Consider the following 14,232-nt stretch of genomic DNA (forward strand, 5'->3'; position numbering starts at 1 on the left):
TTTATTAATACGTATAAGAATATGAAAAGATATATAAATGCTTGCTTATTTATTGCCGCTTTCCTGTTGGTAGTGATTGCAGGATGTAAAAAGGATGAAGGATTTAAACATGATGATTCCTCTCCAATAACAATTGATAAAATACTTCCTGAGAAAGGTAGTGGTGGTACTGAAATATTAATTAACGGAAGTAATTTTACTACCGATACCTCAAAGATTAGGGTAACACTGAATGGTAAGCCGTTAAAAGTAGTTGGCGTTAATGGTAAACAGTTGATGGTTGTGGTGCCTAAAAAGGCAGGTTCAGGTGCGATTACCGTAACAATTGGTGATAAAACTGCGACAAGTACAAGTACTTTTACTTATGAATATACAAGAACTGTAACTACACTAGCCGGTTCTGGAGTTGCAGGATTTGCAAATGCGCAAGGTACAGATGCCATGTTTAATTTTAGTGGGGAATCCTGGTACAGGGCCAGTGGTATCGTTGTTGATGATCAGCTCAATGTATATGTAACCGATGTAGGTAACCATTGCATTAGAAAAATTGATAAGGATGGCAACGTGACAACTTTTGTAGGTAATCCAAATAGCGGCGGCTATGCCGACGGGAAAGGAACTGCAGCTAAATTTAGTATTCCTTATGGGCTTACAATAGACCCTGAAGGTAATTTGTATTGTGTTGATCCTGGGAATTGGGACATTAGAAAAATAACACCTGATGGTACAGCTAGTCTTTTGACCTGGGCGAATCAAGAGCCATGGAGCGTGGCTTTCGATAAGAAAAGTGGTAATGTTTTTTATACGAGTTGCAATTCGCCTGGGAATGTATATCAGGTTACACCAGCTGGCGTAACGAGTCAGGTTATTGCAGGGTTGAACTATCCATCAGGACTTGCTTTTGATAATAAGGGGAATCTATTTGTTACTGTACATGGAGATCAGCTCATTAAAAAATACGACTCTTCCAATTGGAGTGGCACAACTGTAGCAGGGTCTGGTTCGGTAGGTTATGAAGATGGGCCAGCTAAATCTGCCAAATTTGCCTATCCATGGGGTATGTCAATAGATGCGTCAAATAATTTATATATAGCCGGAAATGGTTCTGGAGGGGGTAGTACCTCTAATCCGGACCAAAGTATCCGTTATGTAGATGGCCTGACTTATGCGGTCAGTACTTTCGCCGGATCTGCAAATGCTGGCAATGTAAATGCAGTTGGCAAAGCTGCAGCATTTAGTGCGCCTTCTGGAGTCGCTGTTGACAAGGATGGAACCGTATATGTGTTGGATAAAAACAACAATAGCATCCGAAAAATAGTTTCGGAATAAACAACTCCTTTAATTTTAACATACAAACTTGGTAACCAATTAAAAGTAAATGGCTTTTAATTGGTTACCTCTTGAATTTAAGTTATGAATACATCAAGGCTAGGGTATTTTAAGCGCCTCCTTTTTTTAGGGATCATCATGTTAAATTATGGTGTTTTATTTGCATGCAGTAAAAAAATTGCTTCGGAAGGTTCGGGTAAACCAGAAGGACAAACTTCTGGAAAAGATATCTATGTGGCTGTCAACGGAAATGATTCTAATAGCGGGACATTGGAAGCTCCGGTAAGTACAATTAATAAAGGACTTGAATTGGTTAATCCCGGTTTTACGGTTTTTGTCAGAGCAGGTACCTACAAGGAAAAAGTCTCCTTTTCCAGATCTGGCAGAAAGGATAAAGTGATTACTTTAAAGCCATATCATGGAGAAAAAGCTATTATTAGCGGTGAAGGTCTTTCTGTGTCTGGTAATGAAGCCCTTGTTACGGTAAATAGTATAAGTTTTATTGTAATTGACGGTTTCGATATTTGTGATTTCAAAACCACTAATGCGTGGGCTAATGTTGATGGAATAGTTGTGAAAGGCGGTTCAACAAATGTTACGCTAAGACGGAACAGGGTATTTAACATTGAAAACAATGCGACTCCGGAATTAGGAAGAAGTGGGCATGGTATTCACATTATAGGCAATACGGATGTGGCACTCACAAAGATTCTGGTTGAGGAAAATGAGGTTTTTGACTGTAACACGGGGTATAGCGAAAACTTGACTATAAATGGATATGTGGATGGTTTTGAGATCAGAAAAAATAAGGTTTACAATGGTGAAAATATAGGTATTGTGGCTGCCGGTGGCTATGCTGCAAATCCGAATCCTTCGTATAATTACGTACGTAATGGTATAATAGCCGATAATGAAGTTTTTAATATTGATGGGAAGACAGGACCAATTCCCGCCTATAAGGAGCATAACGGTGCCATCGGCATTTATATTGACGGTGCGAGAAATATTCTGGTTGAAAGAAATCTGGTTAGAGATAGTGGCAGGGGTATAGGGATTGTCAGCGAAACAGATAATTTTCCCACTCAGGAATGTACGGTAAGAAATAACCTGGTATACAATTGTTCTTTGGGTGGAATTTATATGGGGGGATATATCGGTTATACCGGGGGAGGTACCAATAAATGTTACGTAGTTAACAATACGGTATATCACAATAGCAAAGATTTGGGCTATTCCAATGAAGTTGAGGGAGAGATGAGACTAACAGAGAATTGCAATGATAATGTGATTATAAATAACATTATTTATCCAAGACCAGACAGAGGTGTTTTTATCAATAAACAAGTTGCTGGTGGTAAAAATAATATTGTTAGCGCCAATTTGTATTATTCAGAAGGGGTAAGCATTTGGCGATGGAATAATGTTCCCTATACCGATTTTAATTTGTGGAAAGCAGCTTGCGGTGGTGATGCTGGTTCTTTATCGGGTGCAGATCCACTCTTTGTGAATGTTCTTACTTATGATTTCCGCCTTAAATCTACATCTCCTGCAAAAAATACCGGAACAGTTATTTCCGCTGAGATAAATGGTACAACCGACAAGGACGGGAAGGTTCGTATTGTGAATAATTTGATGAGTAAGGGTGCTTACCAATAGCCCTTAAGAAAGATTTAGCCGTCCTGCATTGCCCTTTGGCAAGGGTTATTTGTAAAAAAATCAATATAGTAAATTAATAATTATATATTTGCAGGCTAAAAAGTAACCTTCTTTTCTCGGTATTGTTGAGATTAATGAATTGAGAACTGGAGAGTTATCACAACTGATTTAATAGGTATAAGTAAATTATTTTGAATGGTTAAATCTCTATTTGTAGAAGTTAATTTTATTAGATCTTCAATAAATTTCATAGAGATTTTTAACTGTGAATGTATAAATAACAACCAAAAGCCTTACTGCTTGCGCAGAAGGCTTTTTAACTTTAAAGACAACCCGAATGCTTAATTTTGTTCTCTTTGGCCCACCGGGTGCAGGCAAAGGCACCCAATCAGAAAAATTAATTGAGAAGTATCAGTTAATTCACATTTCAACAGGCGACCTTTTTAGGGCCCATATCAAAAATCAATCTCCTTTGGGACAACGCGTAAGTGCCCTGATTGCAGAAGGACAACTTGTTCCTGATGAAATTACGATAGCGATGTTGGAAGAAGAGGTTGATAAAAATCCAAATGCCAAAGGATTTATATTTGATGGTTTCCCTCGTACGGTTCCTCAGGCTGAGGCTTTAGATGAGTTTCTTGAGCGTAAAGGAAGTTCAATTGCCGGTGTAATTGCACTTGATGTGGATCAGCAGGAGCTGACCAAACGTATTGCACAAAGACAAATTGAGACAGGTCGTGTTGATGATCAGGCTGACAAATTGCAAAAACGTATAGAAGAGTACTTCAGCAAAACGATTCATGTTTTGCCTTATTATGAAGGACAAAATAAGTTAAGCAAAGTAAATGGAATCGGGAAGATCGATGATATTTTTGCTGATTTAAGCGCAATAATAGATAAATACTAGTTCAATAATACTACAAGTAGCGGGGCGAATTTTCAGTTCTTCCCGCTATTTTCATATATCCTGAAAAACTTTTTCAGGTTTATTTTTTTAAAAACAGAAGGTTATGTCACAAGGTTCCAATTTTGTAGATTATGTTAAAATATGCTGTCGCTCTGGAAAAGGAGGGTCGGGTTCTGCACACTTGCACCGGGATATACGAACTTCTACAGGTGGACCTGACGGCGGTGATGGTGGTCGTGGCGGACACATCATCCTAAGGGGGAATGCTCAGTTCTGGACCTTGCTTCACTTAAAATATCGCAAGCATATTATCGCTCAGGACGGCGCACCTGGATCTAGTGGTACATCAACAGGCAAGCAAGGTAAAGATGAAATCCTTGATGTTCCTTTAGGTACCATCGCCAAAGATGCCGAAACCGGAAATGTTCTTTTTGAGATTACCCAGGACGGTGAAACCAAGATACTTACTCCGGGAGGAAGAGGAGGCCTGGGTAACTGGCACTTTAAAACCCCTACTTTACAAACGCCACGTTTTGCACAGCCAGGAGAATCAGGCAAGGAAGAATGGATGGTCCTTGAACTTAAAGTGCTGGCTGATGTTGGTCTTGTTGGATTCCCTAATGCCGGCAAATCAACTTTGTTATCCGTGCTTTCGGCTGCTAAACCAGAGATTGCTGATTATCCGTTTACAACGATTGTTCCTAATTTGGGTATCGTGTCTTACAGAGATAACAAATCTTTTGTAATGGCAGACATTCCCGGTATTATTGAGGGAGCTTCTAAAGGTAAAGGATTAGGTTATCGTTTTCTCAGACATATAGAACGTAATTCTGTATTGCTATTTATGGTGCCTGCCGATACACAAAGAACCATAGCCGAAGAATATGAAATACTTAAAGCAGAGCTTAAGGATTACAATCCTGAGCTGATGCAAAAACCACATTTACTGGCCATAACCAAATCGGATATGCTTGATGAGGAATTGGTAGCAGAAATGAAGAAGGAACTTCCTAAGAATATTCCTTCGATATTTATTTCATCTGTGGCACAAAAGGGATTGGTTGAGTTAAAAGATATGCTTTGGGCAGCTATTAACAGCTAAGCATTCTTTCTGTTCATAAACGAATGACCTTTCATTGTCCTATAGGCAATTAATACGCTAATTAACATTAATACAGCCCCGGCAAGAAACGGAGCTCCCGCAAATTTAATTGTAGCACCAGGACTTGTAAACCATGCAAATAAGTTTGTCATGAACAGCGGGCCTATAATTGCGGTCACACTCATTAAGCTTGTTAAGGCACCTTGTAGTTCGCCCTGTTCGTTTTGAGGAACGTTTCCAGACATAATTGCCTGTAAAGCAGGACCCGCAATTCCGCCTAAACAATAAGGTACAAGGAAAGCAAACATCATCCAGGTTTCTGAAGCGAAAGCAAAAAGAAACAAGCCTACAGCATATAGTATAAAACCCACGTAGATGCTCTTTTCATTGCCAAGTCTGGGATTAATGAACCGGATTAATCCTCCCTGTACTGCAGCTACAAGCACGCCTACCACAGTTAGAGATATTCCGATCATGGAGGTGCTCCAGTGAAATTTCTCAATATTGACAAATGTCCAGGTACTTTGTACAGAATGGCTGGCTATGTAAAGGAAAACAAGTGCTATAATTAAGCCACCAAGACCTTTATATTTTTTTAGCTGCATTAAAGACCCAAGCGGGTTGGCTCTTTTCCATTCAAAGGCGCGTCGGTGCTCTTTATCCAGAGATTCTGGCAACACAAAATAGCCATAAACCACATTAACTAACGTTAATATTGCGGCTGCAATGAAAGGTACACGTGGTCCTATTTCTCCAAGCAATCCTCCTAATGCAGGTCCAATAATAAAGCCTACTCCAAATGCTGCTCCAATCATTCCGAAATTCTGCGCACGGTTTTCGTTTGTACTGATATCGGCTATATATGCGGTTGCAGTGGTCATACTTGCACCAAAAATGCCAGCTATGATACGGCCGACAAAAAGCCACCAGATGGTAGGGGCTAAGGCAAGAAAAATATAATCTATTCCGAATCCGAATAAGGATAACAGAAGAACAGGTCGCCGACCATATTTGTCGCTAAGATTTCCTATAATAGGGGCACAAACAAATTGCATAATGGCGTAAACAAAGGTAAGCCAACCACTCCATTGCGAGGCCTGGCTGATATTGCCGCCAATTAGCTGTTCAATTAACTGAGGAAATACAGGGATGATCAGGCCAATGCCAATAACATCAAGTAGTAGGGTAATAAAAATAAAACTTAATGCCGCCTTTCGGGATGTTGCCATAAATTATAGAAGTGTTTTACACCCCGCAAGGTATAACATTTGGGCGTAAAAATAAAGAACTATCCGTGTGTTATTAATTGCGGAGTTTGCAACTTCCAGAGGTTTGCATAAGCAGAATTTTTGTCGAACAACAGTTCATTATGGGTTCCTTCTTCTACAACAAGACCTTTGTCTAAGACAATGATCTTATCTGCATTGTTTAGTGTACTTAAACGATGGGCAATAACAATTACCGTTTTATGTTGAACTTTTAATAGATCAATCATTCTTTGAACATGCTGCTCAGATGCAGAATCCAGTGAAGAAGTAGCTTCATCAAGAATAAGAATCTCGGGATTACTATATATTGCTCTTGCTATCGCTATGCGTTGTCTTTGTCCGCCTGATAGGGTCGTGCCATTTTCGCCAAGGTAGGTTTGAAATCCTGATGGTAACGTTTCTATAAAGTCAATAATTCCCAGCTGAGTAGATATATCTATGATCTTCTGCATGTCGGGTTCATAGTCACCAACAGCGATATTGTCAATAACATTACCGGCAAAGAGATCAATTTTCTGCGGTACAACTGATACCACATTCCGAAGAGAGGAGTTACGGATATATTTCAGGTCGTACTTGCCAATACTCACATTTCCTTTTTGTATCGGATAGATGTTTTGAAGTATAGACATCAGCGTTGATTTACCAGAACCGCTTTCTCCAACAATCGCTGTAAATTTACCTTTAGGTATCCTGAGGTTAAGGTTTTCAAATACGGTAACTCTTGTTCCGTAACGGAAAGACACATTTTCAAAATGAATGTCGCCAATTTTATCAGGGGTAAGGTCAATTTGATTTTCATCGTTTTCCCGTTCCAGGTCCATTATTTCAAACAATCTATCTGCTGCAATAACGGCATCCTGGACGGTTCTGTTCATGCCAATTAAAGAAGATACCGGCCCGGTGAAATAACCAATAAGCGTATAGAATGATAAAAGCTCGCCGGGCGTAATTTTACTTTCCAAGACATAACCGGCACCTACCCATAATAAGATAATGGTCAATAAACGGGAAACCAATTCAGAGGATGTTCCAGAAAAAACAGCGTTAATGTTCGATTTAAATCCTGTTTGCAGGAGTTTTATAAAGCGTGTTTCCGTTTTCTCATTGGCATGCCCTTCTAACCCGAAACGCTTTATTGTTCCTATTGCATTTAAGCTTTCAACCAATTGGGATTCCAGTTCAGCGGAATCTTCCATTAGTTTTCGCTGTGCTTTTTTGTTCAGTTTATTGGTGATATAATAGATCAGCAGATATAAAGGAATTACGGTTAGCATGATGAAGGCCAGCTTCCAGTAATAAGTAAACATCATGATAAATGAAAAGAACACAATAAAGATATTTACCAGAAAATTTATGCTCACATCATTTAAGAACGTCCTGATTTTTACTGCATCATTAATTCTTGAAATGATTTCGCCCACACGCATGGTGTCGAAAAATTGCTGAGGCAGTTTTAACAGGTGTTTATAGTATCCCAGTATCAGCTGAGCATCTATCATTTGCCCTGTTTTGAGCGTAAAGATGGTTTTTGCTGTACCTATAAAGAGCTGCAGTGCTAGAATGATGATCATTCCAATACTCATTAAGTTGAGTAAATTCCTGTTGCCATCTACAAGAACAAAATCTACCAGCTTTTGGACAAAGACAGATGTAGACAAACCAAGAATGGTATATACAATTGCGCCAAACAATGCCTGAATCAGGATGCTTTTGTGCGGTCTTATCAGGTTCCAGAAACGGCCCTGTACGGATACTTTTTCATTCCCCGACTGGAATTCTTCAGCTGGCAGAAGCAGTATTAGTGCACCGGTCCATTCTTTTTTAAACACCTCGTGACTTTTACGATGCAGCTGTCCGTCAATAGGATCCATGACTTCGATATACTTATTGGTAACCTTGTATATGACCACATAGTGTTGCAGAATATCATGGACAATAAGATGCGCAACGGCCGGTTTGGGGATTTTAAATAAACTTTCAAATGGGCCTTTAACTCCCTTAGCCTCAAAACCCAATTTTTCGGCGGCTTCTACCATGCCAAGTACATTGGTTCCTTTTTTGTCGGTACCGGCAAGTTGCCTGATGCGTGCAACAGGCAAATCCAATTTATAATGGGATGCAATAGAGGCGAGGCAAGCGGCCCCACAGTCAGTTATATCGTGTTGTTTTACTTTGATGCTCATGGCCTTCTCATATCGCTCCGCTAACATTTGGATTTACCCAATCATCTACCTTGTCGTATAGCAATTGGTATAAACTTCTTTCGGTTACCGTAAAGCGGGCGGTAAAATTCATACCCTTTTTTAAATAGCCCTTGTAACCATTTTTTAACATTAAATAATTTTGATCCAAACTGCATCTTACTTTAAATACGGGTTGGCTGTTGTTAATTATAATGATGTCGTCAGAAATATCGAGCACTTTACCCTCAGCCAAACCCCATTGGTTGTAGTTAAAAGCGTCTATTTGAAAGCGTACTTCCTGACCTTTCCTTATTAGGCCAATATCTGCTGGTTTTATATAGCAAAAGGCTGTTAGGTTGGTGTCAGGGGATATTTCTCCTATTTTTTGATTGGCAAAAACGTATGCTCCTTTTTGAAGACCAACCAGGTTTTGTAGAGATCCGGCAATAGGGGCCCTTAATATGTATTGCTTTTTTTGTTCGTTTATTTCTACCTGTTGACCTGAAAGCTCACGCAATTCATTTCGCAATTGGTTTGCTTCAGTTTGCCATTGGGTTTTATATTTTGTACTCACCATCAAAAAGGCAGATTCTGCTTGTTCAAGTTCAAATTTGTACTTGTCGTATTCAGATTCTGTAAGCACTTTATTCTGGTATAATTTGTTGTATCTGTTGAAGGTGCTTTCTGCTTGTTTTTTTGCTATTCGTGCATTTTCAAGCTCCTGGGCAAATTGTTGCCATGAAGCATTATATTGGCCTGTTTGCAGGCTCGGGTAGCTATATCCGTTTCGGTTGATGTAAATTAACAGCATATGTATGTCCTGCAGGAACTGTCCAATTTGTCCCTGACGGTTTTGTACCAAAGCACCCTGCTGTTTAGGTAGCGCTCCATCAATGATTAAAAGCGTGTCGCCCTGTTTAAGTTTCTTATTGTCTGTAAGCTTAAGCAGCGTAAGCCTGCCGTTTACAGGTATTGTTAATTCAGTTTTTTCAACTGAAGATTGTAATAGTCCAGTGCTTTTTACACTTATTGGAGTTTTTATAAAAGGGAGTGCCGCAAAAGTTCCAAGGATCGCAAAAACCGCAATTAGGTATATGAGCTTGGTTGAATTACTGATCTGTGATCGATAAACAAGAGAGGTGCTTGAAATTGTTTCGGCAGAGTAGGTAGAAAGGGGCATATAGTTGGATATTAAAGCAACTGCTATTCTGAATTTCAGAATAGCGGTTACCGATATTTTTTCTTACAGGCTCCAAACCAGTTTCAAAACATTGGTTAATGTTTTGCTTAAGAAAGCTGAAGTGTCAGCTGCTACAGAGTTTACGGTTCCTACTACAGAAGTCAAAAGACTATCTAATATACCGCCAAGTAAACCACCGCCTTCAACTTTTGTCATTTCAGTTGTGTTCATCTCTTGAACACCAAGATTGTTTAATTCTAACTTGTTCATAATAGGGGGTTGTTATTGTTAAATTCCTTACTCGTTAAAGGCTTTTCAGGATACGCCTATGTTGGCCAACACTAAAACGAAAGTAATAATAAAAGTGAGAAAACCATGGCTGTGAGAATCTGCCCGGAAGCGCCAAATTGTTGACCTAGATAGGTGAAATGTGGGTTTTTGACAAGAAAACCATTTGTATTATACGAAAATCGATAGTGCGTATGAATTTGTTCAATTTGTTCATTTAGTGCACAGTAGGCAGGCAGGTATTTTGTTTCGGAATTTGAGCTGGTTTTAGATGCTTTCTGTCCTTATTTTAAGGTATTCATTTCTATATTGAAGAGGCGTTTTTCCGGTTACTTCTTTAAATTGCTTGTTAAAATTAGAAAGCGTAGTGTAACCGGAATCGTAGCTCACGCTGTTGATGCTGATCTTGTTTTCATTCAAAAGTTTACGTGCATAATCTATTCTTAACTCCTTTAAAAAATCTGAAAAGGATTTGTTGACCCTCGATTTGAAATACCTGCTAAATGAACTGGGGGTCATGTTGATAAGATCTGCGATCACTTCGAGACTTATTTTATTTCTGAAGTTTTTCATAATATATCTATAGATCTTATTCATCCGGTCAGATTCGGTTTTGTTATTTATTGGGATGTAATTAACATGGGTAATGGGATGGGAATCCGTTGAATCTGCAATGGCATTTAGAATCTGAAGTAGTATGATTAATCGCGAAACCCCCTTTGCATTGATGAGTTCCTGCATCATTTTACTTACCATTTTATTCGTTTTCCCATAGATCTCCAGCCCCCTTCCTGCTTTTTCAAATAGTAAACGGATGTGCTCCATTTCTTCTTTTGAATTAATAATCTCACTGAGAAAATTCTGAGGGAAATAGATCACTATGCCGAGTGTTTTTGATGATTTTTTGGTATCAGGGTCATTTCTCCATAAATGTGGTAGATTAGGTCCTGTAAATACAAGATCTCCTGGTTTAAATGGCTTGATATTATCTCCAATAAAGCGTGTTCCCCACCCCTTAAGCACCAAAAATAATTGGTATTCAGGGTGTTGGTGAAGACTTGGGTCGAAGTTTAATTCCTCCAGTCTCTTAACAACCAATAGTTTAGAATGAGGTATGGCGGATTTTTGAACAATGCTTTTCATCTGATGTGAAAGTATAAAAAAATAGAGCAATGACAAAATACACTTAGAAACTGATAATATTTAGATAGAATAATGATATAAAAAATAGCTTATTTGTATTTCCAAATATAATAATGACCCAATGAGAAAGATTATTCTTCTAATCGTATTAAGTAGTGTCTTGTTTCAGTATTGTTCAAATAAAACAAGAGTAGTCGGTGGAAATGCAGAGAAACAGCATCCCCGAAGAGCTGAGGTTCTTTTTCTAGGAAACGAAAGTACGCATCATAACTCTTCAAAGCTTGCTCCGATGCTGATCAGTCCTCTTTTCGAACTTGGGATTAATGTCTCTTATACCACTGATACAAGTTTGTTAAACAGTCAAACACTTAATAAATACGATGGTATTATTATTTATGGGAATTATGATACCATTACTCCGGACAAAGAAAAAGCACTTAAAGATTTTGTAGAGGGAGGGAAGGCTTTAATCCCTATTCACTCTGCTTCTTTCTGCTTTCAGAATTCTGATTGGTATATTCAGGCCGTTGGCGGACAGTTTAGTACCCATAAAACGGGGGTATTCTCGGCTGTAACGGTGAATAAAAATCACCCTGTCATGAAAGGCGTTAATCCTTTCTCCTCATGGGATGAAACTTATGTTCATACCAAGCTTAATCCCGATATGACAGTTCTGCAGGAACGTGTTGAAGGCGATTTACATGAGCCTTATACCTGGGTTCGCAAACAAGGTAAAGGCAGGGTGTTTTATACTGCAAGTGGCCATAATGATAGTACCTGGAAACAGCCTGACTTCATAAAACTGATAAGTAATGGTGTGGTTTGGGCGCTTGGAGATAAAGTGCAAAAGCAAATTGCTGATTACAAAATTCCTGTTGGCGTGTATTCTGATGCCAATATTCCTAATTATGAAAAACGTGATCCGGCACCAAGATTTCAACATGCTTTTACTGCTGCTGAATCTCAAAAACGTATGCAGGTTCCTGTAGATTTCGATATACAGCTCTTTGCATCGGAGCCAGATATTATTAACCCTATTTCAATGGCCTGGGATGAAAAAGGAAGGTTATGGGTGATAGAAACGATAGATTATCCAAATACAATAAGAAATAAAAATGGTAAGGGTGACGACAGAATAAAGATTTGTGAGGATACTGACGGAGACGGTAAAGCAGATAAGTTTACGATTTTTGCCGATGGTTTGAACATTCCTACCAGTATCATGTTTTCAAATGGTGGCGTAATCGTTGCACAGGCCCCCGACTTTATTTTCCTGAAAGATACTAATGGAGATGATAAGGCTGATATTCGTGAAAATATTATAACTGGATGGGGTAAAAGTGATACCCATGCCGGGCCTTCAAATTTAAAATATGGATTTGATAACAGGATCTGGGGAGTGGTGGGATATGCTGGTTTTGAAGGTAAAATAGGCGATCAGAATCTGAAGTTCAGTCAGGGTGTGTATAGCTTTACACCAGATGGCAAAAACTTCGATTTTAAAGGTAAAACCAGCAACAACACCTGGGGATTGGCCTTTACTGAAGAGAATGATGTGTTTATTTCGACCGCCAACAACACGCATACCGCATTTTTCTCGATGCCAGAAAAATATATGCAAAAAGTATTACCTGGTTCTAAGGTTCAGCCGGTTCAAAAGATTGATGGCCATTATGAAATGCATGTGGTATTTCCAAATTTAAGACAGGTAGATGTGCATGGTGGTTTTACTGCTGCTGCAGGTCATAATTTCTATACGGCAAGGAATTTCCCTAAAAGTTACTGGAACAGCACAGCCTTTGTTTGTGAACCTACCGGAAGGGTAATTCACAGTGCCCTACTTAAAAAAGAAGGTGCGGGTTTCATCGAAAAAGATGGCTGGAATTTCCTGGCGAGTTCCGACGAATGGGTAGGTCCTGTACATGCCGAAGTGGGGCCGGATGGTGCAGTATGGGTAGCAGATTGGTATGATTTTATCATTCAGCATAATCCTACACCACGTGGATTTGAGAACGGTGAAGGTAATGCCTATATAAATCCACTACGTGATCGTGTACGTGGCCGTATTTACCGGATTAAATATAAAAATGCGAAAGCATATACCCCAATTAAGCTGTCTAAAGAGAATCCTGAAGGATTACTGTCGGCTTTAGAAAATGATAACCTATTCTGGAGAATGACTGCCCAGCGTTTAATCGTGGAATCTAAAAATCTGTCAGTTATACCCGGTCTTTATAAAATCATCAGCAATCAAAAAGTCGACGAAATAGATTTAAATGGACCTGCAATAAACGCGATCTGGACCTTGCAAGGATTAGGTGCGCTGAATGGATCTAATGCTGAGGCCTTAAAGGCAGTACAGGAGGCGTTAAGTCATCCTGCAGCTGGTGTAAGAAGAGCTGCCATTCAAGCGCTTCCAAAAGACAATGCAATGATTGGTTCAATCCAAAAAGCAGGTTTATTGAAAGACAAAGATCTTCGTGTTCGGTTGGCAGCCATACTTGCCATATCAGATATACCTGCTTCTGTTCATCTTGGACATCTTTTGTACGAAGCCGCTGCTGATTCCGTAAATGCAAAAGATAAATACATTGCTCAGGCATTGTATTCAGCCGCATTACTGCATCATGAAGGGTTCCTGGCGATGTCTAAAACAGCCTCAAATCCATCCCCGTATATTCAGACCATAGTTAAGGACATCCTTCCGAATGTGAAAAACAAAGACCTGGCTTCATCTGAAAAAGAACATCACTCTGCCAAGCCTTCTGATGAAGTGGTGATCAACATTAAAGTTGTAGAGCATGTAATGAAGTTTAACAAAACCTCATTCACTGTAAAAGCAGGACAAACAGTAACCATTAACCTGGAAAATCCAGATTTTATGCAGCACAATATGGTGATTTCTAAACCAGGAACACTTAAAAAAGTTGGTGCGGCCGCAGATGAAATGGCGAAGGACCCTAACGGTGCCGAGAAGAATTACGTACCTGCTATTCCTGAGATTTTGTTCGCAACCAAGTTGTTGAATCCGGAAGAAAAAGTTACCTTACAGTTCACTGCACCTGATAAGCCAGGAGATTATCCTTTCCTGTGTACTTTTCCGGGGCACTGGAGCATCATGAATGGGGTAATGAAAGTAACCAAATAAATAGTAATCAAATATCTGCCGGTAC

The 14,232-nt window shown here is 39.3% G+C and carries 10 protein-coding genes; 5 read left to right on the forward strand and 5 right to left on the reverse strand.

Going from position 1 to position 14,232, the window contains the following annotated elements; genetic code table 11:
• Positions 1-21 precede the first annotated feature (21 nt).
• The 4 genes from N824_RS05475 to obgE all read left to right on the forward strand — a co-directional run bounded on the left by N824_RS05475 (position 22) and on the right by obgE (position 4,994).
• Positions 22-1,329 carry an IPT/TIG domain-containing protein gene (locus N824_RS05475; RefSeq protein WP_048904692.1) on the forward strand — a complete coding sequence of 436 codons (1,308 nt, stop codon included), beginning with the start codon at positions 22-24 and terminating at the stop codon, positions 1,327-1,329.
• 84 nt (positions 1,330-1,413) lie between these two features.
• The gene (locus tag N824_RS05480) at positions 1,414-2,985 is read left to right on the forward strand and encodes a right-handed parallel beta-helix repeat-containing protein (protein WP_048904149.1); all 1,572 of its coding nucleotides are present in this window, start codon (positions 1,414-1,416) and stop codon (positions 2,983-2,985) included.
• 337 nt (positions 2,986-3,322) lie between these two features.
• A complete protein-coding gene (locus tag N824_RS05485; protein ID WP_048904150.1) occupies positions 3,323-3,892 on the forward strand; it encodes an adenylate kinase in 570 nt (189 codons plus the stop codon).
• 103 nt (positions 3,893-3,995) lie between these two features.
• Positions 3,996-4,994 (forward strand): GTPase ObgE, encoded by a 999-nt coding sequence (gene obgE / locus N824_RS05490; protein WP_048904151.1) that lies wholly within the window; start codon positions 3,996-3,998, stop codon positions 4,992-4,994.
• Here the strand turns inward: obgE and N824_RS05495 are convergent.
• From N824_RS05495 to N824_RS05515, 5 genes are all read right to left on the reverse strand, one after another.
• Positions 4,991-6,223: a TCR/Tet family MFS transporter gene (locus N824_RS05495; RefSeq protein WP_048904152.1), complete on the reverse strand. Its 1,233-nt coding sequence runs from the start codon at positions 6,221-6,223 to the stop codon at positions 4,991-4,993. The two genes, obgE and N824_RS05495, sit on opposite strands and share 4 nt — an antisense overlap.
• A 59-nt stretch (positions 6,224-6,282) precedes the next feature.
• The gene (locus tag N824_RS05500) at positions 6,283-8,475 is read right to left on the reverse strand and encodes a peptidase domain-containing ABC transporter (RefSeq protein ID WP_235206998.1); all 2,193 of its coding nucleotides are present in this window, start codon (positions 8,473-8,475) and stop codon (positions 6,283-6,285) included.
• Entirely contained in the window at positions 8,456-9,628 is a 1,173-nt protein-coding gene (locus N824_RS05505) for an HlyD family secretion protein (protein ID WP_048904153.1), read from the reverse strand. The genes N824_RS05500 and N824_RS05505 overlap by 20 nt, the downstream gene beginning before the upstream one ends.
• Before the next feature lie 63 nt (positions 9,629-9,691).
• Positions 9,692-9,898 (reverse strand): hypothetical protein, encoded by a 207-nt coding sequence (locus N824_RS05510; protein WP_048904154.1) that lies wholly within the window; start codon positions 9,896-9,898, stop codon positions 9,692-9,694.
• A gap of 285 nt (positions 9,899-10,183) precedes the next feature.
• On the reverse strand, positions 10,184-11,059 hold the full coding sequence (locus N824_RS05515) for an AraC family transcriptional regulator (RefSeq protein WP_048904155.1): 876 nt from the start codon (positions 11,057-11,059) through the stop codon (positions 10,184-10,186).
• A 121-nt stretch (positions 11,060-11,180) separates the two neighbouring features.
• Between N824_RS05515 and N824_RS05520 the strand changes: the two genes are divergently transcribed.
• Positions 11,181-14,207: a PVC-type heme-binding CxxCH protein gene (locus N824_RS05520; protein WP_048904156.1), complete on the forward strand. Its 3,027-nt coding sequence runs from the start codon at positions 11,181-11,183 to the stop codon at positions 14,205-14,207.
• Positions 14,208-14,232 lie beyond the last annotated feature (25 nt).

This window comes from Pedobacter sp. V48, from assembly GCF_000523515.1.
GTDB lineage: Bacteria > Bacteroidota > Bacteroidia > Sphingobacteriales > Sphingobacteriaceae > Pedobacter.

Coding starts and splice junctions, on each gene's coding strand:
- N824_RS05475 (WP_048904692.1), top strand. CDS start 22: ATGAAAAGATATATAAATGCTTGCTTATTTATTGCCGCTTTCCTGTTG.
- N824_RS05480 (WP_048904149.1), top strand. CDS start 1,414: ATGAATACATCAAGGCTAGGGTATTTTAAGCGCCTCCTTTTTTTAGGG.
- N824_RS05485 (WP_048904150.1), top strand. CDS start 3,323: ATGCTTAATTTTGTTCTCTTTGGCCCACCGGGTGCAGGCAAAGGCACC.
- obgE (WP_048904151.1), top strand. CDS start 3,996: ATGTCACAAGGTTCCAATTTTGTAGATTATGTTAAAATATGCTGTCGC.
- N824_RS05495 (WP_048904152.1), bottom strand. CDS start 6,223: ATGGCAACATCCCGAAAGGCGGCATTAAGTTTTATTTTTATTACCCTA.
- N824_RS05500 (WP_235206998.1), bottom strand. CDS start 8,475: ATGTTAGCGGAGCGATATGAGAAGGCCATGAGCATCAAAGTAAAACAA.
- N824_RS05505 (WP_048904153.1), bottom strand. CDS start 9,628: ATGCCCCTTTCTACCTACTCTGCCGAAACAATTTCAAGCACCTCTCTT.
- N824_RS05510 (WP_048904154.1), bottom strand. CDS start 9,898: ATGAACAAGTTAGAATTAAACAATCTTGGTGTTCAAGAGATGAACACA.
- N824_RS05515 (WP_048904155.1), bottom strand. CDS start 11,059: ATGAAAAGCATTGTTCAAAAATCCGCCATACCTCATTCTAAACTATTG.
- N824_RS05520 (WP_048904156.1), top strand. CDS start 11,181: ATGAGAAAGATTATTCTTCTAATCGTATTAAGTAGTGTCTTGTTTCAG.